Here is a 21,938-nt window from a genome sequence, read left to right on the forward strand (position 1 = left end):
AAAAGTCACCGCCGCCGCTTTTTCCCCGCATAGGGATTGTCGCCCTGCTTCAAGGTGAGGCGGATCGGCGTGCCGGGCAGCGCGAAGGTCTGGCGCAGGCTATTGACGAGATAGCGCTGATATGAGTCCGGCAGCTCGTCGAGCTGGTTGCCGAAAACCACGAAATGCGGCGGCCTCGCCTTGGGCTGGGTCATGTAGCGGATCTTGATGCGGCGTCCCGCCACCGCCGGCGGCGGATTCTGGTCGATCGCGCCTTCGAGCCAGCGGTTGAGCCGACCTGTCGAAATGCGCCGGTTCCAGATTTCATGCGCCTTGATCGCCGCTTCAATCAGGGCGTCGACGCCCTGCCCCGTCGCGCCCGAAACCGGAACCACCGCCGCGCCGCGTACCTGCGGCAGCAGGCGCTCGGCCTCCTCGCGCAGTTCGACCAGTTTCGCGCCCTTGTCCTCGATCAGGTCCCATTTATTGACGCCGATAACGAGCGCCCGGCCCTCGCGCGCGGCGAGGTCGGTAATGGTCAGGTCCTGCTTCTCGAAGGGAATGGTTGCGTCCAGCAAGATGACGACGACTTCGGCGAAGCGCACGGCGCGCAGGGCGTCGGCGGCGGCGAGCTTTTCGAGCTTGTCATCGATGCGGGCGCGCCTGCGCAGGCCCGCAGTGTCGAACACCTTGAGCGCGCGCTCCTGCTCGCCTTTGCGCCAGACATATTCGACGCCGATGGAATCGCGCGTGACCCCCGCCTCCGGCCCGACCAGAAGGCGGTCTTCGCCGAGCAGGCGGTTGATGAGCGTGGATTTGCCCGCATTGGGGCGGCCGACGATGGCGATGCGCAGCGGCTTGGTGGGGTCGAGCTCGCTGCCGTCCTCGTCATCGGCGAGAACCAGCCTTTCGCGCACGTCCTCGTCGTCTTCCGACAGCGCCGTGGCTTCCGGCAAGGCGGTGAGCAGCGACGCATAGAGTTCGGCCAGGCCGTCGCCATGTTCGGCGGATAGGGCGACCGGATCGCCCAGGCCGAGCGCGAAGGCGTCATAGGCGCCCGCCTCGCCTGCCCGCCCTTCGGCCTTATTGGCGATGACGATCAGCGGCTTGCCCGCGCGGCGCGCCAGCGCGGCGAAATGCCGGTCTTCCGGGGTGACGCCGACGCGCGCGTCCATCACGAAGAAGATCGCGTCCGCGTCCTCAATCGCCGCCTCGGTCTGGGCGCGCATCCGGCCGGTGAGCGTCTCGATGCCGCCCTCTTCCAGACCCGCCGTGTCGATGATGGTGAAATTCAGGTCGCCGAGCTTCGCCTCGCCCGCGCGTCGGTCGCGCGTGACGCCCGGCTGGTCGTCGACAAGCGCGAGCTTTTTGCCGACGAGCCGGTTGAACAAGGTGGACTTGCCGACATTGGGACGGCCGATGATGGCGACGGTAAAGGTCATTATCTCTTGGGGTTCTGGTCGGCCGGCTTGTCAGAAGCAGGCTTGTCGGGCGCCGGCGGGGCGGCTGCCGGCGTGAATTTGCCTCCGCCGCGCACCAGCGACAGATAGGCGTTGACTTGCTGGCGCAGGCCCTCGGGCGCCTTGCTATCGACCACGATCTGGTCGAACCATTTGCCGGCGTCTTCGAAATCGCCGCGCTTCAGAGCGGCGAGGCCGAGAAACTCCCGCGCGGTATGGCGGAAGGAGCCGTCCAGTAGCGGAGTCAGACGCTGCTCCAGTTCGGCCTTGCCGGCCTCATCGACGCGCAACAGGGCGGCGCGCAGGCGGGCGACATCCCGAAGCAGACTGTCGAGCGCGACGTCGGCGGCGAGCGCGTCCAGCTCCTTGACGGCCGCAGCGCGGTCCGACAAGGCGCGCTCTTCGGCGGCGCGCAGCTGCGCCAGCGTATGGTAGCCTTGCGGGGCGTTTTTGGCGATTTCCTCGAAGGCGGCGGCCGCGGCTTCGGGCTTGTTGTCATGGGAGAGCGCCTGCGCCGCCGCATAGGCCGCGCCAGCCGCTTCGGCGCGGGTCTGGCGCTGATGGCTCAGGAAGACAAATATGGCGGTTCCGACTACGATCGCGGCTGCCAAGCCATAGACGACGATGGAATATCGCGACCACAGCCGTTTCAATACGTCAGTGCGGACGTCTTCATCGACTTCGCGGAAAATATCGGCCATTTCGTTTTTCCCTTGCGCCTTTCGCCTTTCGCCTTGCGGTTAGCACGGCGCGGCGCCAAAGGCGAGCTTTCCGCTGGCCAATTCGGCCCGCCTTGCACTAGTTAAGGCCGATGAACCAGACATCCCGCTCCCAATCTCCCTCCCCCGCGCCCGTCCATGTCGTGGGCGGCGGCCTCGCCGGCTCCGAAGCCGCCTGGCAGATCGCGCGCGCCGGCGTTCCCGTCGTGCTGCATGAAATGCGGCCCGAACGCGCGACGGATGCGCACAAGACCGGGTTCTGCGCGGAACTGGTCTGCTCCAACTCCTTCCGCTCCGACGACGCCGGGACCAATGCCGTCGGCGTGCTCCATCGCGAGATGCGGGCGATGGAATCGCTCATCATGCGCTGCGCCGATTCCCATCAGGTGCCGGCGGGCGGCGCGCTGGCGGTGGACCGCGACGGCTTCGCCGCAGCCGTGACCCAGGCGCTGGAAGGCGAGCCGCTGATCGAGATCCGCCGCGAGGAGATCGCGGGCCTGCCGCCGGCGGAATGGGATAATGTCATCATTGCCTCGGGTCCGCTGACCTCACCGGCGCTGGCTCAGGCCATCGGCGCGCTGACCGGCGAGGCCGAGCTGGCCTTTTACGACGCCATCGCGCCGATCGTGCATTTCGACTCCATCGACATGGACAAGGCCTGGCTGCAATCGCGCTACGACAAGGCCGGACCGGGCGGCACAGGCGCGGATTACGTCAATTGTCCGCTCGACCGCGAGCAATATGAGGCCTTCGTCACTTCCTTGATCGACGGCCCCAAGACGGAATTCAAGGATTTCGAGAAGACGCCCTATTTCGACGGCTGCCTTCCCATCGAGGTTATGGCCGAGCGCGGGCGCGAGACCCTGCGTCATGGTCCCATGAAGCCGGTGGGCCTCACGAACCCGCATAACCCGACCGTCAAGGCTTATGCGATTGTTCAGCTTCGGCAGGATAACACTTTGGGCACGCTATATAATATGGTCGGGTTTCAGACCAAGCTGCTTTACGGCGCGCAGGTCGAGACCTTCCGGAAGATACCCGGGCTGGAGCGCGCGGAATTCGCGCGGCTGGGCGGGCTCCACCGCAATACATTCCTCAATTCGCCCAAGGTTCTCGATAAAGCCTTGCGGCTCAAGGCCCAGCCGCGCCTGCGCTTCGCGGGCCAGATCACCGGCTGCGAAGGCTATGTCGAAAGCGCGGCGGTCGGCTTGATCGCCGGGCGCATGGCCGCGCTCGAACGCCTCGGGCGCGAGTTGCAGGCGCCGCCGCTGACCACCGCCATCGGCGCCCTGCTCAACCACATCACCGGCGGCCATATCGAGACCATCGATGCCGGGCCGCGCAGCTTCCAGCCGATGAACGTCAATTTCGGCCTGTTCCCGCCGCTCGACTTCACGCCCAAGGCAGAAGACGGCAAGAGAATGCGCGGGCCGGAAAAGGCCATCGCCAAAAAGCGCGCGCTTTCCGCGCGGGCCGAAGACGATCTGCGCGGCTGGCTGTCAGCCGCGCAATAAGCCGCTCGCTATCTTACAGCGAGACATAGACGAATTTCGGCCCTTGGAGCGCTGGATAGTTTTCGCGCAGGGCCTTGGCGATCTTGCCCACCAGGGACTTGTCGCTGGCGGCGGAAGGGCCGACGAAATCCGTTCCTGACATCCAGGTCTCGAAAAAGCAGTGCAGGCCTTCGTCATATTCCGGACCAGTCGGATTGGCGCTCTTGTCGGAAAGCGACGCGATCCCGGCAGGATCGACCTCCAGCCGCCAGTCGCGATCGTCGATTTGGGACGCGAGAAGTTTCGCAAGATCGCCGTCGGTCCAATTTCCCTTGAGGTCGAGCGTCATGGTTTGATCCCTGTTCCGTGGCTTCCGGCCGCGCACGCGTGAGGCCTGTAGCAATAACGACACGCGTCGGAAGAAGCAGAGAATGGGCCAAGGCCTGAGTGGGCTTCACGCCAGGCGCGGCACGAATATTGATTGTCCGGCGAGCGAAGACGCGAGACCGCCATGCCAGAAATCATCGAAGGCCCCAAACTCGCCGCGCTTTCCTGCGGCAAGCCCACCTATCTTGTCGTCATGCTTCATGGCGAGGGCGAGAAGGGTCAGGATATGGCCGATCTGGCACTCGGCTGGGCGCCGGGCATGATCAAGGCTGATTTCATCGCGCTTGAGGCGCCTTTCCGGGACGCCGAGGGGCGCGCGGTCTGGCGCGATCCGGCCCGGCCCGGCGACTCCATCGCCGAAGCCGCGACCGCGCTTGACGCCTATCTCGACGCGCAATTGGCGCGGACCCGCCTGCCCGCCTCGCATGTCGCTCTGGTCGGCTTTGGCGAGGGCGCGGAACTTGCGCTTGACGTCGGCCTGCGCCGGCCCGAGCCTTTCGCGGCCTTGGTCGGCTTTTCAGGCGCCTATCACGCCGCCGGGCTGCCGGTCGGCGCTTTTTCCGCCGCGCCGACTCTTCTCGTCCATGGCGAGGCGGATGGCGAAGCGCCTTATTCCGGCATGCTTGCGCTCAAGGAGGCGTTGAAATCATGCGGCGCGCCGGTCTGGAGTTTCAAGCGGCCCGGCCTCGGCCATGAGATCGACGGAGAGGGCGCGGACGCGGCTGGCGCCTTTCTGGCCCGCCATGTCAAACATCAAAATCCGCAACATCAAGAAGCCGACCACGACTAGGAGGTAGCCATGCCGATGAACGAAGAAGATATCCAGGCCGGCAAATGCTATTCGGCCGGATCGGATAATTACAAGGTCCTGACCATCACCCGCCAGATCGTCACCTATCAGGCCTGGCCGAAAGGCGGCAAGTTCAGCCCTCTTCGCATCAATTGCGGCCTGAAGGCCTTTGCCGCCGCCGTCCGCAAGGAAATTATCTGTCCTGCCGGCATATAACGCCAGATCTTGTTACGCGAGGTCTTGTTACGCGAGGTCTTGCCGAAACTCCGTCGTTTGGGCGTCATGCGCCCGCGCTAGTCTCCCGGAAAAGGGAGACGCACATGGCGGAGAATTTCGATCATCTCGACGAATTGCAGAGCGCCTACAAGGCCGCGGTCGAGGAATGGATCGCGGCCATCAAGCATGAGGAAGACCTCGCCTCGGTCGATCACGATGTCGCGAAGATCGACCTGTGGGAACAGGCGCATTTTGACGAAGACGCGGTCCGTTCACGGGTGAAGGCCGCGAAAAAGCGCTATGAAGACGCTTTGCGCGAAATTATTTACGGATTTTAGGGCTTATTGCGCCATAAGGCCCATTGGCGGCGCCAGAGTGGAACGTCGACGAGCGTCAAATAAGGGTCGTAATCCCGGCGCTCCATTTCACGCAAATAAAGCTCGGGCAGCGCGAGAAGGCGGAAAGCCTCGCGCCCGGCTTTTGGGAGGGAGAGAAGGCTATGTTTCGCTTCGCCAATATGGTCGCGCGCCAGAGTCCGCAACTCCGCGAGAGCCGCAGCGATGGCGGGATTCTTCTCGCGCGCGAAAAAATTGGACGCCGTCAGGCCATGCCGGGCCAGAAGATCGCCCGGAAGGTAGCATTGCCGCTGCGCGACATGCCAGGGCAGCGCCCGCAACAGACCGACCAACGCAAAAGCGCGGCCGGCGTGGCGCGCGGCCAGCGTCTCGACGGCCTCGGCGCCGTCGTCCCCGCCCGGAGTCCCGCCTATGATGCGAGACGCAAGCCCAAAAAGGGCCGAACAGGTCTCGTCGCAATAACAATCGAGAAAGGCCATGTCCGGCGCAGGGTCCTCGTAAAGGTCGAAGCGCCGCGCTTCTAAAGCGTCGAGCAGAACCTGGCGCGGCAGGTCCCGTCTTTCAACGGTAGCGAGCAGCGCGTCGGCGACGGGATGGGCGCGCAGGTCGCCGCGCGGTTCGGCGCCCTCCAGCGAGTCGAGCGCGTCGATCCACCATTGCAGGCGCATCTCGCCCAGAATCGGCTGCGAGACGAGGCTCCGGATGCGCGCGATCTCGGCGTTGAAGGCGTAAAGCGCGAAGAGATGCGGCCGCGCCGCCTCCGGCGCGAACAGGCACGCGAGCCAGCGGTCGCGGTCGCTCTCGCGCAAGGCTACGCCACAGAGCGCGTAATGCTCGGCCAGACGGTCCGTCGTCACAGGCTCAGCCGCATGGAGTCAAAGGCCGGCTCGACATTTTCCGGCAAATTGCGGCGCAGCGTCTCGTAATCCAGATCGGTGTGGAGATTGGTCAAAACCGCACGCTTTGGTTTGAAATGCGCGATCAGCTCCAGCGTCTCGCTGACCGAGAGATGGCTCGGATGCAGGCGGTGGCGCAGCGCATCCACGATCCACAGATCGAGATTTTCCAGATATTGCATGCTTTCCGACGGAATATATTTCACGTCGGGCGTATAGGCGCAGGCGCCCCAGCGGAAGCCGAGCGCGTCGATGTCGCCGTGATTGAGACGAAACGGCATGGTCTCGATCTCGCCCGCCGGGCCGCCATGCGAGAACGGCCGGCCGTAATGGATGAAATGCGGGTTCAGCAGTGGCGGATAGGCGCTGCCCGGCGGGGTCTCGAACAAATAATCGAAGCGCAGGCCGATGGATTTCCAGGTCGGCTGGTCGAGATAGGTATCGACCTTGCGGTGCATCTCCATCGTCAGCGGACGCAGATCGTCGAGCCCGTGGATATGGTCGGCATGGGCGTGGGTGAGCAGCAAGGCGTCAATGCTCTGGACATTGGCCAACAGCAATTGCTCGCGCAGGTCGGGGCCAGCGTCCACCAGCAGCCGGGTCGGCTCGCGCTCGCCGCGCTTTTCCACCAGAATGGCGCAACGGCGGCGGCGGTTCTTCGGGTTTCTCGGGTCGCACGCGCCCCAGCCCTGCGCGACCCGAGGCACGCCCGCGGACGAGGCGCAGCCCAATATGGTGATGTCGAGGCTCATGCGGCGAGCGGCGGCATTTTATCGAACAGCCGCAGGGCGTTGGCGGTCGTCGCCGCCGCCAGCTGTTCGGGCGTGATCTTCTTGACCTCGGCCAGCACCTTGGCCGTGGCCGCGACATAGGCCGGCTCGTTGGTCTTGCCGCGATAAGGCGTCGGCGCGAGGAAGGGCGCGTCGGTCTCGACGAGAATGCGGTCCAGCGGCACGGTCTCCGCGATGTCGCGCAGCTCCTGCGAATTCTTGAAGGTCACGATGCCTGAAAAGGAAATGTAGAGGCCAAGCTTCAACCCGGCTTCCGCCAACGCGCGGCTGGAGGAGAAGCAATGCAGAAGCGCCTTGAACGGGCCCTTGGCGGTTTCTTCCGTCAGGATCGCCGCCATATCCTCGTCGGCGTCGCGGGTATGGATCACCAGCGGGAGGCCGGCTTTTCGCGCGGCATCGATATGGGCGCGGAACACCCGATGAGCGAGATCGCGCGGCGCGCGGTCATAGAAATAATCCAGCCCCGCCTCGCCTATGGCGACGCATTTGCCATGCTCCGCCAGCGCGGCGATTTCGTCCGCCGAAAACTCGCGTTCGTCGAGCGCGTGGTTGGGATGGGTGCCGACCGAGCAAAAGATGTTCTCGTCGCTTTCGGCGATTTCACGAATGGCGCCGAATTTCTCGATTTCCGTGCAGATGGTGATCATCCGCCCCACTCCGGCGGCCTGCGCGCGAGCCAGCACGGCGACGCGATCCTTCGTCAGCTCCGGGAAGTCGAGATGGCAATGCGTGTCGATCAACATCAGGAAACCGCTCCTTTGGAAGCCGCTTTGGGCGGCTTTTGGGCCGCGCCTTCGGCGGGCGCCTCTTCCGGCTCTACATAGCGCGGGAAGATCGGCGCCGGCGCGGGAAGGTCCGCGCCCGCAAACAGCCGGTGTTCCGGCCTGGCGTAGACATAGTCGCGCTCGTCGGCGCGAACAGAGAGCAGGTCGAGCAATTTTCCTGCCGCCGCCGGAATGAAGGGCTGACAAAGGATGCCGACGACGCGCAGCGTCTCGATGGTGACGAAGAGCACGGAATCGCGCCGCGTCGGATTGGTCTTGGTGAGCTTCCACGGCTCCTGCCCCGCGAAATAACGATTGGCCTCGCCGACCACGGCCCAGATATCGGCCAAGGCCTGATGCGGGGCATAGGCGATCATGGCCGCGCGCGCCTTTTCCACCGCCTCATAGGCCTTGGCCAGCATTTCAGCATCGGCGGGCTCGACGTCGCCCTGCTCCGGGACCTTCGCGCCGCAATTCTTGGCGATCATCGAAAGCGAACGCTGCGCCAGATTGCCAAGGTCATTGGCGAGATCGGCGTTGATGCGCTGAACGATGGCCTCATGCGAATAATTGCCGTCCTGGCCGAACGGCACCTCGCGCAGGAAGAAATAGCGCAGGGCGTCCACCCCGTAATGGTCGGCCAGCGCGATCGGGTCGATGACATTGCCGACCGATTTCGACATCTTCTCGCCGCGATTGAACAGGAAGCCGTGAACGACGATCTGCTTCGGCAACGGCAGGTCCGCCGACATCAGGAAGGCCGGCCAGAAGATTGCGTGAAAGCGGGTAATGTCCTTGCCGATGACATGGGCGTCGCAGGGCCAGAATTTTTTCCGCGCGCCGTCCTCGAACCAGCCGGTCGCCGTGAGGTAATTGGTCAAAGCGTCGACCCAGACATACATTACATGGCGCTCGTCCCCGGGCACGGGAATGCCCCAGTCGAAGGTCGTACGGCTGATGGACAGGTCCTTCAAGCCGCGCTTCACGAAGGCGACGATCTCGTTGCGGTATTTCTCGGGCGTGACGAAATCCGGATTGGCCTCGTAATGGGCCAGCAGCCTGTCGGCATAATTGGAGAGCCGGAAGAAATAGCTCTCTTCCTCGACCCAATCGACCGGCGTGCCGGTGGGCGCGAACTTTTTGCCCTCGGCGTTCGCGGTCAGTTCGCCCTCGTCGTAATAGGCCTCGTCGCGGACCGAGTACCAGCCGGAATATTTCGACAGGTAAATGTCGCCCTTGGCCGCCATGCGCCGCCAGATTTCCTGCACCGTCGCCTTGTGGCGCGGCTGCGTCGTGCGCACCACGTCGTCGGCGGCGGCGTTGAGCTTTTCGCCCATTTCCATGAACTGGGCGGCGGTGCGGTCCGCGAGGGCGAGCGGGGTCAGGCCGTCGCGCGTCGCCGTCTGCTGCATCTTCAGCCCGTGCTCGTCCATGCCGGTCACGAACAGCACGTCGCGCCCATCGAGCCGATTGAAGCGGGCGAAGGCGTCGGTCGCGATGCGTTCATAGGCGTGGCCGATATGCGGCGCGCCATTGGCGTAGGGAATCGCGGTCGTGATGTAAAAACTGGCGCGTTCGGACATGTCCTGGAAATTCTCCGTCATCAGGCCGTGAAACTAGAGAATGGCGCGCGGGAGGAAAAGGCTTTTCGCACTTCCGGGGTGTTGAAACCGCGCCCCGCCTCAGCCGCGCAGCAGCAGACAGGCGTCGCCATAGGAATAGAAACGATAGTCGTGCGCGATGGCGTGGGCGTAGGCCGCCTGCATCCGCTCCAGCCCGGCGAAGGCGCTGACCAGCATGAACAAGGTCGAGCGCGGCAGGTGGAAATTGGTCATGAGCGCGTCCACCGCCCGGAATTCATAGCCGGGCGTGATGAAGATCGCGGTGTCGCCCGCAAAAGGCATGATTTCGCCGGAGGGCGCGGCGGCGCTTTCCAGAATGCGCAGCGACGTGGTGCCGACCGCGATGACGCGACCGCCCGCCGCCCGCGCAGCATTGAGCCGCGCCGCGACCGCCACGTCGATCGACCCCCATTCCGAATGCATGACATGGTCGGCGGTGTCGTCGGCCTTGACCGGAAGGAAGGTCCCGGCGCCGACCAGCAGCGTCACTTTTTCGATCGAGGCGCCGGCAGCCCGCGCAGCCTCGACCAGTGCGGGCGTGAAATGCAGCCCCGCCGTCGGCGCGGCGACAGCGCCTGACTTCTCAGCGAACAGGGTCTGGTAATCGCGCGCGTCCCTTTCGTCATCGGCGCGGCGCGCAGCGATATAGGGCGGCAGCGGCATGTGGCCGATCGCCAGAATGGCGTCGTCGAGCGCCGGGCCGGACAGATTGAAGGCAAGCAGCGCCTCGCCCTCGTTGCGCTCCACGACTTCGGCCCAGAGCGCGCCGGCCTGGCAGGCGGCGCCCTCCCCCGGCTCGCCGAAAATCACCTTTTCGCCCGCCTTCAGCTTCTTGGCGGGACGCACGAAAGCGCGCCAGCGATAACCATCCTCGCGCTTGTGCAGGGTGACGTCGATGCGCGCGACCGCGTCGCCACGCCTGCGCCAGCCGAACAGCTGCGCCGGAATCACCTTGGCGTCATTGACCACCAGCACGTCGCCCGGCCTCAGGAATTGCGGCAGGTCGCGCACGAAAGCATCCTGGAAACTCTCCGGCGCCACGACCAGAAGCCGCGCGGATTCCTTCGGCTCGGCGGGCCGCAAGGCGATCCGCTCCGGAGGGAGATCGAAATCGAACAGGTCTACACGCACGTCTTGGCCACCTCGTCAGGGGCTTGGTCATATAGCCGGCGCCCAAAAAGCTCAAAAGAAAAACCCCGCCGGAGCGGGCGGGGTTTCTCTCTTGCCGTTTGAGGCGATCAGCGCGAGGCGAAGACCGGGGCCGACGGGCCAAGCGCCACCCACACATTCGGGTCCTGCTGGCTCTGGCGCTTCACCAGACGATAGGCGACGCGGTTGACCGGCTTCACTTCGTCATGGAGGTTGTCGAGAATATATTCGCCGCCATTGGTCTTCACGGTCAGGACGGCGTGGCCGTCGTTGTTTTCGTCGCGCACCACCGTCATCAGCAGGGCCTGGCGCGGGAAGCCGCGTTCGATCAGGAGCTTGCGCTTCATCAGGGCGTAATCTTCGCAATCGCCCTTGCCGTCCATCGGATAATCCCAGCGATCCACCACGCCCCAATGGTCCATGTCCGAGACCGCTTCGACGGAGTGATTGACCTTGGCGTTGACTTGCTCGATCTCGCGCATCGACTTCTCGGTCAAGTTCACATCGGACGCCGGCAGTTCGCGGGCGTCGCATTCGCCCTTGTAACGCTGGCAGAAATCCATCCAGCCAAAGGGAATGCTGGTTTCGCCGCCGACCGAGGCGTAAGCGACATCCTTGCTGCCGAAGGCTTTGACAACGCTCGACTGCGACGCGAGAACCGCGAAGGCGAGAGCGAAACCGGCAAGAGACGTAAGGCGCATGTCATTCCCCTTTGATAGGGCAATAATGACCAGCTCCTTTTGTTATGCGGCTAAGTAAAATAGCCGCATTTTAGACAAATACGTTCATTTTTTGCTTTGATTGGCTTAAGTATAATATTGCCTTCCGGATTTGATTCAAATTGCGCGCATTCGCCTGTAACGCCTGAATTGCAAGGGGTCCAGCGCGACGGAAGCGCGCGGACGGCTTTCCCGCTTTGCTTAATCAATTGCTCGCGTTAACATACTGCCGCCCGCCAAGGTTAATTCAGGGCTTGAAACCACGCGAAAAGGCCACATTTTCTGTCTGATACAGGAAGGCGCCCATGGGCCCGAATTTCGATACGACGCAGATGACCCCCGCTGACCATGCTGCGCTGATCGATGCGGTGCGGCGGCTGGAGCGTATTGGCCCCGCGCTGCGCCTCGCCAATATTGTCGGGCAAAAGGTCAATTTCTTCAAGAATCTGGCGCCGGAAAAGGCCACCAGGATCATCGACAACGCGACCATGGCGGCGATGAAGCTGGCCCTGCGCGCCGCGCTCGCCAGTCTGCATGGCCGCCCTCTCCGCGACCGCGACCGCAGGCACAAGATCCTCGCCGCCGCTTCCGGCGCCGCCGGCGGGGCGCTGGGTCTGGCCAGCCTGCCCTTCGAACTACCCGTCACGACCATTGTCATGCTGCGCTCGATCGTGGATATCGCGCGCGGCGAAGGCGAGGATCTGCGCGATCCGGAAGCCGCGATGGCCTGTCTCGAAGTCTTCGCGCTCGATGGCCGCGTTCCCGGCGACAATGTTTCGGAATCAGGCTATTTCGCCATCCGCAGCCTGTTGGCGCGCTCGGTTTCCGAAGCCGCGCGCTATGTCGCCAGCCGGGGCGTCATCGACGAGACGGCGCCGGCGCTGATCAGGCTGCTATCGCAAATCGCGTCGCGATTCGGCCTGGTCATCAGCAATAAATTCATCGCCCAGGCGACGCCCGCGCTCGGCGCCTTCGGCGGGGCGGCGATCAACGTCGCCTTCATCGACCATTTCCAGTCCCTGGCCAAAGGGCATTTCACCGTGCGGCGGCTCGAGCGCAAATATGGCCAGGAGCAGGTTCACGCGGAATATCAGCGCATTGCCGGGGCCCGCGAGCCGGATGAAATCCAGCCGCCCGCCGCTTAATTCCCCTTTTCCTTGACCGCGACTCGTCGCGGTCAAGGAATCCCTCGCATAGGCCAAAGGGCGTCGAAAGACGCCCGTCTTTCGACGGGCTATCGGCGTCGCAGTCGCGCCTAATCAAGGCGCGCAGGTTGTCACCTGTGGGTCTTGTCAGAAGTCAATGGGAGCGCAGGGCGTCGAAGGTCTGTGCCATGTCGCGCGCGGTGGCGTCGTCCTCATGCAGATCGGCGAACACCGGCTCGCCGCGCAGCCAGCGCGCTTCACAATTCTCGTCATGCAGCGCGCGGTCGAGCCCGGCAAGGAACTCGCAGGCGCCCCAGTCCAGGCCGGCGTCGCGCAGCGAGGCTTGCAAGGCGCTCTGCACCAGCGAGCGCACCGCGCGATGGGCGGCAGAGAGCGGCGCCTCGGCGTCCTCGCCCGCCGCCGCGGCGAGACAGGCCTCCTTGTCGAACGAGACATGGCCCCGGCAGGCGAGGGTTCGCACCGAATAGATCGCGCAGGCGCCGCCAATGATGAAGGGGCACAGCAGGCAGGACGAAAAACGCTCCTGCTGGCTCTTGCCGGCGGTCGCTTCATGCGCGCCGGTCAGTTTCGAGGCCATGTCCACGCCATGGCGCGTGAAGGCCGGAGCCGTCAGCCGCAGGAAGCGCGCCGCCAAAAATATTTCCGGCGCCGTAGCGGAGACGTGGAGGCAGCAGCAGGTGTCGCACCCGCGCGAGCAGGCGGGGTCAGGCTGCCCTTCGCTCTGGATCTCGGCGTTGCGCTCGAAACATTCGAAAGCCTGCGCCGTCAAGGCGTCGACGAGGCGCGGATCGCCGCGCCCGGCCGCCAATATCCGGTCGAAACTGTCGCGCAGGGCGAGGAAAAACGCCTGCGCGCCGCTTTCTTCGTCTCCGGTCACGCTGCCGGCTCCTTCTGCGGGATCTCGTTCTGCGGAATCTTGGGCGGGAACAGGCCCGCCTGGAAACATATGCTCATGTGCTCGACCCGCGCAATGGCCGCCTGCGCCGCCGCCGGCTTGAGATTGGCCTCGGCGTTTTTCCTGAACAGCCCGACCCAGCGGTCGAAGAATTCCGGTTTCAAATTCATGGAAAGATGCGGCGTGAACGGGCTGCCCTGATAGCGCGTCGTGCCAAGCAGCGCGCGCGACCAGAAATTCTGCACGATCTCGAAATGATGCTCCCAATCGGAGACATTGCGCGCGAAGACCGGCCCGATCAGCGGATCCGCCATCGCCTCGGAATAAAAGGCCCGCACCATGGCCTTCAACTCGTCTTCGGTCGCGTCGATCTGCTCGCCCGCATATTCGCCCTCGCCGGCCGGCAGGTTCTTGCCGCGATCCGGGACCAGCGCCGCGATTTCCGGCGCGGCGCGGCCCATCCGGAAGTCCTCATTGAGCGGCGGGTCATATTTGCCGACGAGATCGCGCAGAACATGCCGGCGCTGGCGCGCATTGTCGCGGGCGCTCCAGAAGCAGCCGTCGGCCAGTCCAGCCGCGAGAACCGGCTCATCCGAGCGCAGGCGCGTCAGCGCGGCTTCCATGTCCTCGTCTTCGGCGAACAGCACAGGATAGAGAAATTCGCCGATGCGCCGCGTGAGCGCGAAGAGGCCCGCGCGCGGCGGCGGATCGCCCGGAGCAAAAGCGAAGCCTGCGAATGCGACGTCCGGAGCGTCGGCGCGAGGCAGGCTGGGACCAGCGCGATGCGCGGCGGGCATGGGGGAATGATCCTGTCGATGGGCAGCGTTCTGGCGCTGATCAGGCTGCATGCCGGTCCCTCCTCGATTATGCCCTGCGTGGCTAATTTTTTGGCAGCGAGCATAAAGCGGGCCAGCGCTTTCGGGGCCATTTTAACGCCTAACGCGGGAAAAACGGGCGCAGTCCAGACAATATGTGATTCATTTACGACATGCTCTGTCGCAAGCCGGCGAATGCCGTCGCAATCGCCTCATCGGGAAGGCCGGAGGGCCTCAGCGAATGGCCAAACCCTCTCGATGATGCGATGCATCGCGACCCAAAGAGGGGGCCGCCGTGGACGCCGGCGGCCAGTTTGCTCAGTGCTGGAACCGCGCCGTCGCCTCCGATGGCGCCACGGTGACGGCATGAATGTCGCCGCCGAAATAGGCCTGCACCACCGCATGGGTGTCGCCATAGTCCCGGAACGAAACCACCTTCCCGTTTTCAATCTTGAACAGGTGGACCCATTCTCCGTCGACGCGGCCGCCTGACGGTTTGACGCGAGCGATCGTGTGGCCAAGTACAGTCACGAAATCGGCGCCGGCCAAAAAATCCCGCGGCTGGAAGGATTCATATTCTATGTGCGCAGCGACTTCCCGGAAAAACGACCTGGCTCCGTCTATGCCTTTTCGCTCGCCGCCCCAAGGAATGAGCGCCGGGTCCGAATTGGAAATCCACTCGATATTCGGATCGCACGCGGCAAAAATCGTATCGAGATCGCCCCGTGTGAAAGCCGCATAAAGCGATTTCACGAATTCCACGTTGTTCATCATGATCGCCTCCTCCGTCGGCTCGCCAATCAACGCACGCGAGTCTATGCGCTAAGCGAAAACTGCGGTGGCTCTTGCCAACAAACGAACTGTCCACATTCGGCAGTCGTCGAGTAGGGGCGGAAACGCTATCCTCATTTTGAATTTTGGCAAGCGTGGGCAGTGCTGGCTCCAGGGGGCGAGCAGCGGGATCGCCTAACACGGCAAAAGGTCGGGAAGCGGGGTTTCGTCGGGCGGTCCGATCAAATCGAACGGGCCAAAATACTGGCTGACGCGGCAGATCGACATGGCGCCGTCTGGTTAGGCCATAAAAATGCGGACAAGGCTTCCGCCACGTCTCTTATGTCTCGCAAGTTATTGAAAAATGGAGGCCTCGGAGGGAATCGAACCCCCGTACAAGGATTTGCAGTCCTCTGCGTAGCCACTCCGCCACGAGGCCTCACGCGGGGACGTTCGTCCAGACCGCAACGACGCCTATAGCAGCAGGACGGCGCCGACGGCAAGGGTCTGGCAAACTTTCCTTTCCTTGTCGTGAAAAGTTCGTTTTCGGGCTTTTCAATCGGATTCTTCGCTGCTATACGCCGCTCATCGCTAACGTGATCCCTGATAGCTCAGCCGGTAGAGCAAGCGACTGTTAATCGCTGGGTCGCAGGTTCGAGTCCTGCTCAGGGAGCCACCTCTTTTCCTCGAAAGATTTGGCGGCTAAGGCTTGTCCGCAATCGGAGCAAGCCATGATTCATGAGTCGGCGAAAGCCGTATCGCGAGGCCCAGAGAAGCCCGACCGTCCGGGGAAAGAATGACGTTCAGCAATTATTTCGGCGCGCCGCCGCCGGAACTCGCAGACATCGCCGCGGATGCGCGCCAGTTTTCGCCGACCAGTCCCGGCGCGGCGGATCTGTCCGCCCTTCCGCCCGGCGCGCTGGACAATCTTGTCATGCTCGCGCCGCCCGGCGCCACCGAGCGCCGCCGCGCCCTCGCCCTGGCCCTGCGCGCACTCGCGCCCGGCGCGCCCTTTCGCGTGATGGCGCCCAAGGACAAGGGCGGCGGCCGTCTGGCCAAGGAGCTGTCCGAACTCGGCTGCGCCAGCGAGGAAAGCGCCAAGCGCCACCATCGCATCTGCGCCGCCGCCGCGCAGGGCGATCCGGCCGCTCTCGAATTCGCGATTCACGCAGGTTCGCCGCGATTCTCCGAATCGCTCGGCTTGTGGACGCAGCCCGGCGTCTTTTCCTGGGACCGAATCGATCCCGGCTCGGCGCTGCTGATACGCCATTTGCCCGAGTTTTCGGGACGCGGCGCTGATTTCGGCTGCGGAATCGGCGTCATCGCCCATAAAATTTTGTCCTCTCCCCGGATCAAATCGTTGCTGATGGTGGATATCGACCGCCGCGCCATCGAACTTTGCGCGCGCAATGTCGACGATTCCCGCGTGGCGATTCTCTGGGCGGACGTTCGCGCGCTTTCGGTCGGGCCGTTCGATTTCATCGTCATGAACCCGCCCTTTCACGAGGCGGGCAAGGAAAGCAAGGCGCTGGGGCGCAGCTTCATCGACGCCGCCGCCGCCAATCTGCGCCCCGGCGGCCAGTGTTGGCTGGTGGCGAATCGCCACCTCCCCTATGAGGCCGCGCTGGAGCAGAAATTCCGCTCGGTCGCGCCGATCGCCGCCGAGGGAGGCTACAAGATCATCGAGGCGATCAAGTGAGCGCAGGCAAATCGGTCCGTCTCGACCGCCTGCTCGCCAATCTCGGTTACGGTTCTCGGCGTGAAATCCAGATTCTGGCGCGCACGGGGCGCATCAGGCTCGACGGCGCGCCCTTGCGCGATGTCGAACAGCGCGTCGCCGCCGACGACGCCTTCGCCGCACGGCTGACCGTGGACGGCGAGGAGCTGGATCCCCTGCCCGGCGTCGCCGTGATGCTGAACAAACCGCTCGGCGTCACCTGTTCGCATAAGGAGGCGGGGCCTTTGGTCTATCGCCTGCTGCCCGATCGCTGGCGGCGCCGCGATCCGGCGCTTTCCACGGTTGGGCGGCTCGACAAGGACACCTCCGGCCTGCTGCTGCTGACAGATGACGGCGCGTTGCTGCATAAAATCATTTCGCCGCGCCGGCAGATCGCCAAGACCTATCGCGCGACGCTCGACCGTCCCTTGCGCGGCGACGAGGCGGAAGTTTTCGCCTCCGGCGCCTTGATGCTGGAAGGCGAGGACAAGCCGCTGCTGCCGGCCCGGATGAAGACGCTCGGCGACGCGGAGGCGGCTCTGACCATTGTCGAGGGCCGCTATCATCAGGTCCGCCGCATGTTCGCCGCCGTCGGCAATCATGTCGTCACGCTGCATCGCGTCTCGGTCGGCGGGCTGGAATTGCCGGACGATCTGGAGCCGGGCGAATTCGCCGTGCTCGGCGCGGAAGAGGTCGCGCGGATTTTCGCCGATAGCTGAAACGCAAGCCAAAAGGTTACGTAACTCATATTGGTCACGTAACTATAATTGGTTACGTGACCAATTTCCGTCACGCGGCGGTAATCCTTCGCCGTCCTTTCACGTAAAAAGACCGATCCGAAACCACCTCGCTAACGCCCTGCAAAGGCGCCCCTCATGCCACAGCCCTGCGCGCTCGTCTGGTTCCGCAACGATCTTCGCGTCGCGGACAATTCGGCGCTTGCGGCGGCGGCGGCGAGCGGCCTTCCCCTGCTCTGTGTTTTCATCCTCGATGAGGGCGGCGAAGGTCTGCGACCGGCGGGCGGCGCGAGCCGCTGGCGCCTCGACCGCGCGTTGGCGGCTTTGGAAAGCGAACTGGCGCGACGGGGCGGCGCACTGCATTTTCTGCGCGGGCCTGCCGAAGAATTGCTTCCGCGTGTGGTGGAGGCGGCGAACGCAAGCTGGATTTTCTGGAGCCGGCGCTATGGCGGCGCCGAAATCGCGCAGGATACGCGCCTCAAGCAGGTTTTCCGCGAACAGGGGCGCGAAGTCTGCAGTTTCAATGGCTCCCTGCTCGCCGAGCCTTGGCGCGTCGCCTCCAAGTCGGGCGGCGCTTTCAAGGTCTTCACGCCCTTTTGGCGCGCCCTGCGCGCGCAGCTTGAACCACGGCCGCCCCTGCCCCCGCCGGAGCGGCTTTGCGCCGCCGCCTGGCCCGACGAGGCGCCGCAAACGCTGGCGCGCGAAAAGCTTCACCTTGCCCCCGAGAGGCCGAACTGGGCGGAAAACTTCCCCGACCCGGACGCGGGCGAGGCCGGGGCGCAAACACGGTTACGTGACTTTCTGAGCGAAAGAATTGATGGTTACGGAACTAATCGCGACCGCCTCGATCTCGGCGCGACGTCCCGGCTCTCGGCCCATCTTCATTTCGGCGAAATCTCGCCGCGGCAGATCTGCGCCACCGTTCCGGCGTCCGCGCGCGGCGCGGACAAGTTCCTGTCCGAACTCGGCTGGCGAGAATTTTCCCATCACCTGCTATTCGCCTACCCAGATCTGTCCTGGCGCAATTTCAACCCACGATTCGACGCCTTTCCCTATGCGCGGGACGCGACGGCGGAGAGGGACCTTGCGGCGTGGCGTCAGGGCCGCACCGGCTATCCGGTCGTCGACGCCGCCATGCGGGAATTATGGACAACCGGCAATATGCATAATCGCGCCCGCATGGTCGCCGCGTCCTTCCTGACCAAACATCTGCTGATCGATTGGCGCGAAGGCGAGAAATGGTTCTGGGACACGCTGGCCGACGCGGACGAAGCCAGCAACGCCGCAAGCTGGCAATGGGTCGCGGGGTGCGGCGCCGACGCCGCGCCTTATTTCCGCATCTTCAATCCCGTGTCTCAGGGCGAGAAATTCGATCCCGAAGGCGCCTATGTCCGGCGCTTCTGCCCGGAGCTGGCGCGCCTGCCTGCACCGCACATTCATAAGCCCTGGGCCGCGCCGCCCGCGCTGCTCGCCGAAGCCGGCGTGAAACTCGGCCAGACCTATCCGGCGCCGATCGTGGATCACGATTTCGCCCGGCGCCGCGCGCTCGCGGCCTTCGCGGCGCAAAAGGCTTGAACGGCGCCGCGCTTGCAGGCCTGCACCAGCGCCATTAGCATGGCGACAAAAGGCGATAAGGTTTGTCATGAAGGTCACGGAAACAGTTCTCGACGCCATTGGCGGCACGCCCCTCATCAAACTGCGCGCCGCTTCCGCCGCCACCGGCTGCGCCATTTACGGCAAGGCTGAGTTCATGAATCCGGGCGGTTCGGTGAAAGATCGCGCGGGTCTGGCGATCATCCGCGACGCCATCGAAACGGGCGCGCTCAAGCCGGGCGGCACCATTGTCGAAGGCACGGCGGGCAATACCGGCATCGGCCTGGCGCTGGTCGCCAATGCGCTCGGCTTCCGCACCGTGATCGTGATTCCCGACACCCAGTCGGAGGAAAAGAAAAGCCTGCTGCGCCTGCAGGGAGCGGAGTTGATCGAGGTCCCCGCCGTCCCCTATTCGAATCCCGATAATTACGTGAAATATTCCGGCCGTCTGGCCGAGGAACTGGCGAAGACGAATCCGGCGGGCGCGATCTGGGCCAATCAATTCGATAATGTCGCCAACCGGCGCGGCCATCAGGAAACCACCGGCCCCGAAATCTATGACCAGCTCGGCGGCAAGCTTGACGGCTTCATCTGCGCGGTCGGCACGGGCGGCACGCTCGCAGGCGTCGGAATGGCGCTGAAAGCGCGCAATCCAGCCATCAAGATAGGGCTGGCTGATCCCCTGGGGGCGGCGCTCTATTCCTATTACACCAGCGGGGAGCTGAAATCCTCCGGATCCTCGATCACCGAGGGCATCGGCCAGGGCCGCATCACCGCCAATCTCGTCGACGCGCCCATCGACGTCGCCTATCAGATCCCCGACGAGGAGGCCCTTCCCGTCCTTTATGACCTTGCCGAGAACGAAGGGCTGCTGCTCGGCGGCTCATCGGGAATCAATGTCGCTGGCGCGATCCGCCTCGCGCGGGAGCTTGGCCCCGGCAAGACGATTGTCACGATCCTTTGCGATTCCGGGGCGCGCTACGCGTCCAAATTGTTCAATCCCGCCTTCCTGCGCGAGAAAAACCTGCCCATCCCGCCCTGGCTGGATAAGTAAACCGCTGTTGAAAAGCCTCAATCGCCAGAAAGGATGGGTTTCGCGTCTGGCGGCCGGCCTATAATTTGCGGCAGGCCAAGGAGCGGAACATGACCGGCGACACCGAAGACACGTCACCTTTTCTCGTATCGACAGACTGGCTCGCGCAACATCTTGGCGCGCCGGGCGTAGCCATCGTGGACGCGTCCTGGCATCTGCCGGCGGCCAATCGCGACGGCGCCGAGGAATTCACGAAAGTACATATCCCCGGCGCGGTCTTTTTCGACATCGATGCCATCGCCGATCATTCGACCAACCTGCCGCACATGCTGCCCGACCCGGTCGCCTTCGCCAGCGCCATGCGCAAGCTGGGCATTGGCGACGGCATGAAGATCGTCGTCTATGACAGCCTCGGCCTGTTTTCCGCGCCGCGCGTGTGGTGGACTTTCCGCGCCTTCGGCAAGCGCGACGTCGTCGTGCTCGACGGCGGCCTGCCAAAGTGGATCGCGGAAGGCCGTCCCATCGCCGAAGGGGAAACCATTCCGCAGCCCCGCCATTTCACCGCCCGCCTCGATCATGCGCTGGTCGCCTCGCTGGACGACATGCGCGCGGCGAGCGCCCGCGCCTCCGCCGCCGGCGGCCCGCAAATCATCGACGCCCGCTCCGCGCCGCGTTTTCGCGGCGACGAGCTGGAGCCCCGCCCCGGCCTGCGCTCCGGCCATATTCCCGGCGCCCGCAACCTTCCCTGGGGCAATCTCGTCACGGACGGCCGGCTGAAGCCGCCGCAGGAGCTTGAAGCGGCCTTCGCGGCCTTGGGCTATGATCCCGCGCGCCCGGTCTTGACCACATGCGGCTCCGGCGTGACCGCCTCGATCCTCGCCCTGGGCCTCGCGGTCATCGGACGCGACGCCGTCCCGGTCTATGACGGCTCATGGTCGGAGTGGGGCATGCGGCCGGACCTGCCGATCGCGCAGGGAGCGAATTGAGCCGCCTTAAAAAGGGGCGCCCCGACGGCGCGTTCACGAAAAATTGCGCTTGCCATGCAAGAAAAGACGCGCTGACGGCGCGCAAACCTTATCGACGGGGTGGATTTTCCTGTGAGGCTGGGGCGAAATGCGGCGCAACGTCGCGCAACGTCCTTGCTTCGGGCGAAAATTCCGTCCCTGCGCGAAATCTTGGCAGGAATTGCGAATTTTGCCCTCGTGGCGAGCAAAATGACGCCAATTACACCGCGCTTGTGCTGGCTTGTCGTTCGGCGCGGTGCTAGAACGCTGGAGTTGCGTGCGGCGAGCCGAAACAGCCGGGTCCGCGCGAGACAGGGAGTAATACCCAGGAATGAAAAAAGTCGAAGCGATCATCAAGCCCTTCAAACTCGACGAGGTGAAGGAAGCCCTTCAGGAAGCCGGACTTCACGGCATCACCGTCACGGAAGCCAAGGGCTTCGGACGGCAAAAGGGGCACACCGAGCTCTATCGCGGCGCGGAATATGTCGTCGACTTCCTGCCGAAGGTTAAGATCGAACTGGTCCTGACCGATGACGCCGTTGAGCGCGCGGTGGAAGCCATCCGCCGGGCCGCGCAGACCGGACGTATTGGCGACGGCAAGATATTCATCTCGAATATTGAAGGCGCGATCCGCATTCGCACCGGCGAGACCGGTCCGGACGCCGTCTGACGCCTCTTCCCCCTGATATCCCCCTATCCAATTTTCAACGTCACCTCCAACGACAAGAGGCGTGAAATGACGACTGCCAAGGACGTTCTCAAGAGAATCAAGGACGAAGACATCAAATATGTCGACCTCCGCTTCACCGATCCGCGCGGCAAGTGGCAGCATGTGACTTTCGACATCGCCCTCGTCGACGAGGAAA

General features: G+C 64.1%; 23 protein-coding genes and 2 tRNA genes. 12 read left to right on the forward strand and 13 right to left on the reverse strand.

The features are described 5' to 3' along the window. Nucleotides 1-5 precede the first annotated feature (5 nt). Both der and QZ409_RS17905 read right to left on the reverse strand, forming a co-directional pair. Nucleotides 6-1,421 (reverse strand): ribosome biogenesis GTPase Der, encoded by a 1,416-nt coding sequence (gene der / locus QZ409_RS17900; RefSeq protein WP_296713996.1) that lies wholly within the window; start codon nt 1,419-1,421, stop codon nt 6-8. Next, nucleotides 1,421-2,140 carry a tetratricopeptide repeat protein gene (locus QZ409_RS17905; protein WP_296713998.1) on the reverse strand — a complete coding sequence of 240 codons (720 nt, stop codon included), beginning with the start codon at nt 2,138-2,140 and terminating at the stop codon, nt 1,421-1,423. The genes der and QZ409_RS17905 overlap by 1 nt, the downstream gene beginning before the upstream one ends. 110 nt (nt 2,141-2,250) lie before the next feature. Between QZ409_RS17905 and trmFO the strand changes: the two genes are divergently transcribed. Next, nucleotides 2,251-3,672, forward strand: a complete 1,422-nt coding sequence (trmFO, locus tag QZ409_RS17910; RefSeq protein WP_296714000.1) for a methylenetetrahydrofolate--tRNA-(uracil(54)-C(5))-methyltransferase (FADH(2)-oxidizing) TrmFO — start codon at nt 2,251-2,253, stop codon at nt 3,670-3,672. A gap of 13 nt (nt 3,673-3,685) precedes the next feature. On the opposite strand, the gene QZ409_RS17915 is transcribed toward trmFO, so the two are convergent. Continuing rightward, entirely contained in the window at nt 3,686-4,000 is a 315-nt protein-coding gene (locus QZ409_RS17915; protein ID WP_296714002.1) for a hypothetical protein, read from the reverse strand. A gap of 162 nt (nt 4,001-4,162) precedes the next feature. On the opposite strand from QZ409_RS17915, the gene QZ409_RS17920 reads away from it, so the two are divergent. The 3 genes from QZ409_RS17920 to QZ409_RS17930 all read left to right on the forward strand — a co-directional run bounded on the left by QZ409_RS17920 (nt 4,163) and on the right by QZ409_RS17930 (nt 5,382). Further along, on the forward strand, nt 4,163-4,828 hold the full coding sequence (locus QZ409_RS17920) for a phospholipase (RefSeq protein ID WP_296714004.1): 666 nt from the start codon (nt 4,163-4,165) through the stop codon (nt 4,826-4,828). Nucleotides 4,829-4,837: 9 nt separating this feature from the next. After that, nucleotides 4,838-5,044, forward strand: coding sequence for a hypothetical protein (locus QZ409_RS17925; protein WP_296714006.1), 207 nt, complete (start codon nt 4,838-4,840; stop codon nt 5,042-5,044). A 104-nt stretch (nt 5,045-5,148) separates the two neighbouring features. Continuing rightward, on the forward strand, nt 5,149-5,382 hold the full coding sequence (locus QZ409_RS17930) for a hypothetical protein (protein ID WP_296714008.1): 234 nt from the start codon (nt 5,149-5,151) through the stop codon (nt 5,380-5,382). Here the strand turns inward: QZ409_RS17930 and QZ409_RS17935 are convergent. The 6 genes from QZ409_RS17935 to QZ409_RS17960 all read right to left on the reverse strand — a co-directional run bounded on the left by QZ409_RS17935 (nt 5,379) and on the right by QZ409_RS17960 (nt 11,323). Further along, nucleotides 5,379-6,257, reverse strand: coding sequence for a phytoene/squalene synthase family protein (locus QZ409_RS17935; RefSeq protein ID WP_296714010.1), 879 nt, complete (start codon nt 6,255-6,257; stop codon nt 5,379-5,381). The two genes, QZ409_RS17930 and QZ409_RS17935, sit on opposite strands and share 4 nt — an antisense overlap. Then, complete coding sequence (locus tag QZ409_RS17940; RefSeq protein ID WP_296714012.1) at nt 6,254-7,048, reverse strand: MBL fold metallo-hydrolase; 795 nt, start codon at nt 7,046-7,048, stop codon at nt 6,254-6,256. Before QZ409_RS17940 ends, QZ409_RS17935 begins: the two co-directional genes overlap by 4 nt. Further along, on the reverse strand, nt 7,045-7,830 hold the full coding sequence (locus QZ409_RS17945; RefSeq protein ID WP_296714015.1) for a TatD family hydrolase: 786 nt from the start codon (nt 7,828-7,830) through the stop codon (nt 7,045-7,047). Before QZ409_RS17945 ends, QZ409_RS17940 begins: the two co-directional genes overlap by 4 nt. After that, nucleotides 7,830-9,434 (reverse strand): methionine--tRNA ligase, encoded by a 1,605-nt coding sequence (metG, locus tag QZ409_RS17950; protein WP_296714016.1) that lies wholly within the window; start codon nt 9,432-9,434, stop codon nt 7,830-7,832. The genes QZ409_RS17945 and metG overlap by 1 nt, the downstream gene beginning before the upstream one ends. Before the next feature lie 99 nt (nt 9,435-9,533). Then, nucleotides 9,534-10,604, reverse strand: a complete 1,071-nt coding sequence (gene queA, locus QZ409_RS17955) for a tRNA preQ1(34) S-adenosylmethionine ribosyltransferase-isomerase QueA (protein ID WP_296714018.1) — start codon at nt 10,602-10,604, stop codon at nt 9,534-9,536. 107 nt (nt 10,605-10,711) lie between these two features. Next, entirely contained in the window at nt 10,712-11,323 is a 612-nt protein-coding gene (locus QZ409_RS17960; protein ID WP_296714020.1) for a transglutaminase-like cysteine peptidase, read from the reverse strand. 323 nt (nt 11,324-11,646) lie between these two features. On the opposite strand from QZ409_RS17960, the gene QZ409_RS17965 reads away from it, so the two are divergent. Beyond that, nucleotides 11,647-12,486, forward strand: coding sequence for an EcsC family protein (locus QZ409_RS17965; RefSeq protein ID WP_296714021.1), 840 nt, complete (start codon nt 11,647-11,649; stop codon nt 12,484-12,486). A gap of 154 nt (nt 12,487-12,640) precedes the next feature. On the opposite strand, the gene QZ409_RS17970 is transcribed toward QZ409_RS17965, so the two are convergent. The 4 genes from QZ409_RS17970 to QZ409_RS17985 all read right to left on the reverse strand — a co-directional run bounded on the left by QZ409_RS17970 (nt 12,641) and on the right by QZ409_RS17985 (nt 15,427). Next, nucleotides 12,641-13,384 (reverse strand): hypothetical protein, encoded by a 744-nt coding sequence (locus QZ409_RS17970; RefSeq protein WP_296714024.1) that lies wholly within the window; start codon nt 13,382-13,384, stop codon nt 12,641-12,643. Next, nucleotides 13,381-14,250: a group III truncated hemoglobin gene (locus tag QZ409_RS17975; RefSeq protein WP_296714026.1), complete on the reverse strand. Its 870-nt coding sequence runs from the start codon at nt 14,248-14,250 to the stop codon at nt 13,381-13,383. The genes QZ409_RS17970 and QZ409_RS17975 overlap by 4 nt, the downstream gene beginning before the upstream one ends. 285 nt (nt 14,251-14,535) lie before the next feature. Further along, on the reverse strand, nt 14,536-14,991 hold the full coding sequence (locus QZ409_RS17980) for a nuclear transport factor 2 family protein (RefSeq protein ID WP_296714030.1): 456 nt from the start codon (nt 14,989-14,991) through the stop codon (nt 14,536-14,538). 362 nt (nt 14,992-15,353) lie between these two features. Next, a tRNA-Cys gene (locus QZ409_RS17985) sits at nt 15,354-15,427 on the reverse strand. Nucleotides 15,428-15,588: 161 nt separating this feature from the next. Between QZ409_RS17985 and QZ409_RS17990 the strand changes: the two genes are divergently transcribed. From QZ409_RS17990 to QZ409_RS18020, 7 genes are all read left to right on the forward strand, one after another. Further along, a tRNA-Asn gene (locus QZ409_RS17990) sits at nt 15,589-15,664 on the forward strand. Nucleotides 15,665-15,784: 120 nt separating this feature from the next. Then, entirely contained in the window at nt 15,785-16,687 is a 903-nt protein-coding gene (locus QZ409_RS17995; protein ID WP_296714033.1) for a class I SAM-dependent methyltransferase, read from the forward strand. Continuing rightward, nucleotides 16,684-17,424: a 16S rRNA pseudouridine(516) synthase gene (locus tag QZ409_RS18000; RefSeq protein ID WP_296714034.1), complete on the forward strand. Its 741-nt coding sequence runs from the start codon at nt 16,684-16,686 to the stop codon at nt 17,422-17,424. Before QZ409_RS17995 ends, QZ409_RS18000 begins: the two co-directional genes overlap by 4 nt. Before the next feature lie 156 nt (nt 17,425-17,580). Further along, complete coding sequence (locus tag QZ409_RS18005) at nt 17,581-19,017, forward strand: deoxyribodipyrimidine photo-lyase (RefSeq protein ID WP_296714036.1); 1,437 nt, start codon at nt 17,581-17,583, stop codon at nt 19,015-19,017. A gap of 67 nt (nt 19,018-19,084) precedes the next feature. Further along, nucleotides 19,085-20,089 carry a cysteine synthase A gene (locus QZ409_RS18010; protein WP_296714037.1) on the forward strand — a complete coding sequence of 335 codons (1,005 nt, stop codon included), beginning with the start codon at nt 19,085-19,087 and terminating at the stop codon, nt 20,087-20,089. A gap of 89 nt (nt 20,090-20,178) precedes the next feature. Beyond that, nucleotides 20,179-21,054, forward strand: coding sequence for a 3-mercaptopyruvate sulfurtransferase (gene sseA, locus QZ409_RS18015; protein WP_296714038.1), 876 nt, complete (start codon nt 20,179-20,181; stop codon nt 21,052-21,054). Between the two features lie 349 nt (nt 21,055-21,403). Next, nucleotides 21,404-21,742 carry a P-II family nitrogen regulator gene (locus QZ409_RS18020; protein ID WP_296714042.1) on the forward strand — a complete coding sequence of 113 codons (339 nt, stop codon included), beginning with the start codon at nt 21,404-21,406 and terminating at the stop codon, nt 21,740-21,742. The last annotated feature ends 196 nt before the right edge of the window (nt 21,743-21,938 follow it).

Source organism: Rhodoblastus sp. (genome assembly GCF_019449565.1).
Lineage (GTDB): Bacteria > Pseudomonadota > Alphaproteobacteria > Rhizobiales > Beijerinckiaceae > Rhodoblastus.

What these genes read in the sequence shown, in the direction of transcription:
- QZ409_RS17980 (WP_296714030.1), bottom strand. Translation starts at nt 14,991, where the DNA reads ATGATGAACAACGTGGAATTCGTGAAATCGCTTTATGCGGCTTTCACA.
- QZ409_RS18010 (WP_296714037.1), top strand. Translation starts at nt 19,085, where the DNA reads ATGAAGGTCACGGAAACAGTTCTCGACGCCATTGGCGGCACGCCCCTC.
- QZ409_RS17920 (WP_296714004.1), top strand. Translation starts at nt 4,163, where the DNA reads ATGCCAGAAATCATCGAAGGCCCCAAACTCGCCGCGCTTTCCTGCGGC.
- QZ409_RS17945 (WP_296714015.1), bottom strand. Translation starts at nt 7,830, where the DNA reads ATGTTGATCGACACGCATTGCCATCTCGACTTCCCGGAGCTGACGAAG.
- QZ409_RS17915 (WP_296714002.1), bottom strand. Translation starts at nt 4,000, where the DNA reads ATGACGCTCGACCTCAAGGGAAATTGGACCGACGGCGATCTTGCGAAA.
- QZ409_RS17925 (WP_296714006.1), top strand. Translation starts at nt 4,838, where the DNA reads ATGCCGATGAACGAAGAAGATATCCAGGCCGGCAAATGCTATTCGGCC.
- QZ409_RS17995 (WP_296714033.1), top strand. Translation starts at nt 15,785, where the DNA reads ATGACGTTCAGCAATTATTTCGGCGCGCCGCCGCCGGAACTCGCAGAC.
- QZ409_RS17965 (WP_296714021.1), top strand. Translation starts at nt 11,647, where the DNA reads ATGGGCCCGAATTTCGATACGACGCAGATGACCCCCGCTGACCATGCT.
- sseA (WP_296714038.1), top strand. Translation starts at nt 20,179, where the DNA reads ATGACCGGCGACACCGAAGACACGTCACCTTTTCTCGTATCGACAGAC.
- QZ409_RS17930 (WP_296714008.1), top strand. Translation starts at nt 5,149, where the DNA reads ATGGCGGAGAATTTCGATCATCTCGACGAATTGCAGAGCGCCTACAAG.
- QZ409_RS17975 (WP_296714026.1), bottom strand. Translation starts at nt 14,250, where the DNA reads ATGCAGCCTGATCAGCGCCAGAACGCTGCCCATCGACAGGATCATTCC.
- QZ409_RS17960 (WP_296714020.1), bottom strand. Translation starts at nt 11,323, where the DNA reads ATGCGCCTTACGTCTCTTGCCGGTTTCGCTCTCGCCTTCGCGGTTCTC.
- metG (WP_296714016.1), bottom strand. Translation starts at nt 9,434, where the DNA reads ATGTCCGAACGCGCCAGTTTTTACATCACGACCGCGATTCCCTACGCC.
- QZ409_RS17940 (WP_296714012.1), bottom strand. Translation starts at nt 7,048, where the DNA reads ATGAGCCTCGACATCACCATATTGGGCTGCGCCTCGTCCGCGGGCGTG.
- trmFO (WP_296714000.1), top strand. Translation starts at nt 2,251, where the DNA reads ATGAACCAGACATCCCGCTCCCAATCTCCCTCCCCCGCGCCCGTCCAT.
- QZ409_RS18020 (WP_296714042.1), top strand. Translation starts at nt 21,404, where the DNA reads ATGAAAAAAGTCGAAGCGATCATCAAGCCCTTCAAACTCGACGAGGTG.
- QZ409_RS17905 (WP_296713998.1), bottom strand. Translation starts at nt 2,140, where the DNA reads ATGGCCGATATTTTCCGCGAAGTCGATGAAGACGTCCGCACTGACGTA.
- QZ409_RS18005 (WP_296714036.1), top strand. Translation starts at nt 17,581, where the DNA reads ATGCCACAGCCCTGCGCGCTCGTCTGGTTCCGCAACGATCTTCGCGTC.
- der (WP_296713996.1), bottom strand. Translation starts at nt 1,421, where the DNA reads ATGACCTTTACCGTCGCCATCATCGGCCGTCCCAATGTCGGCAAGTCC.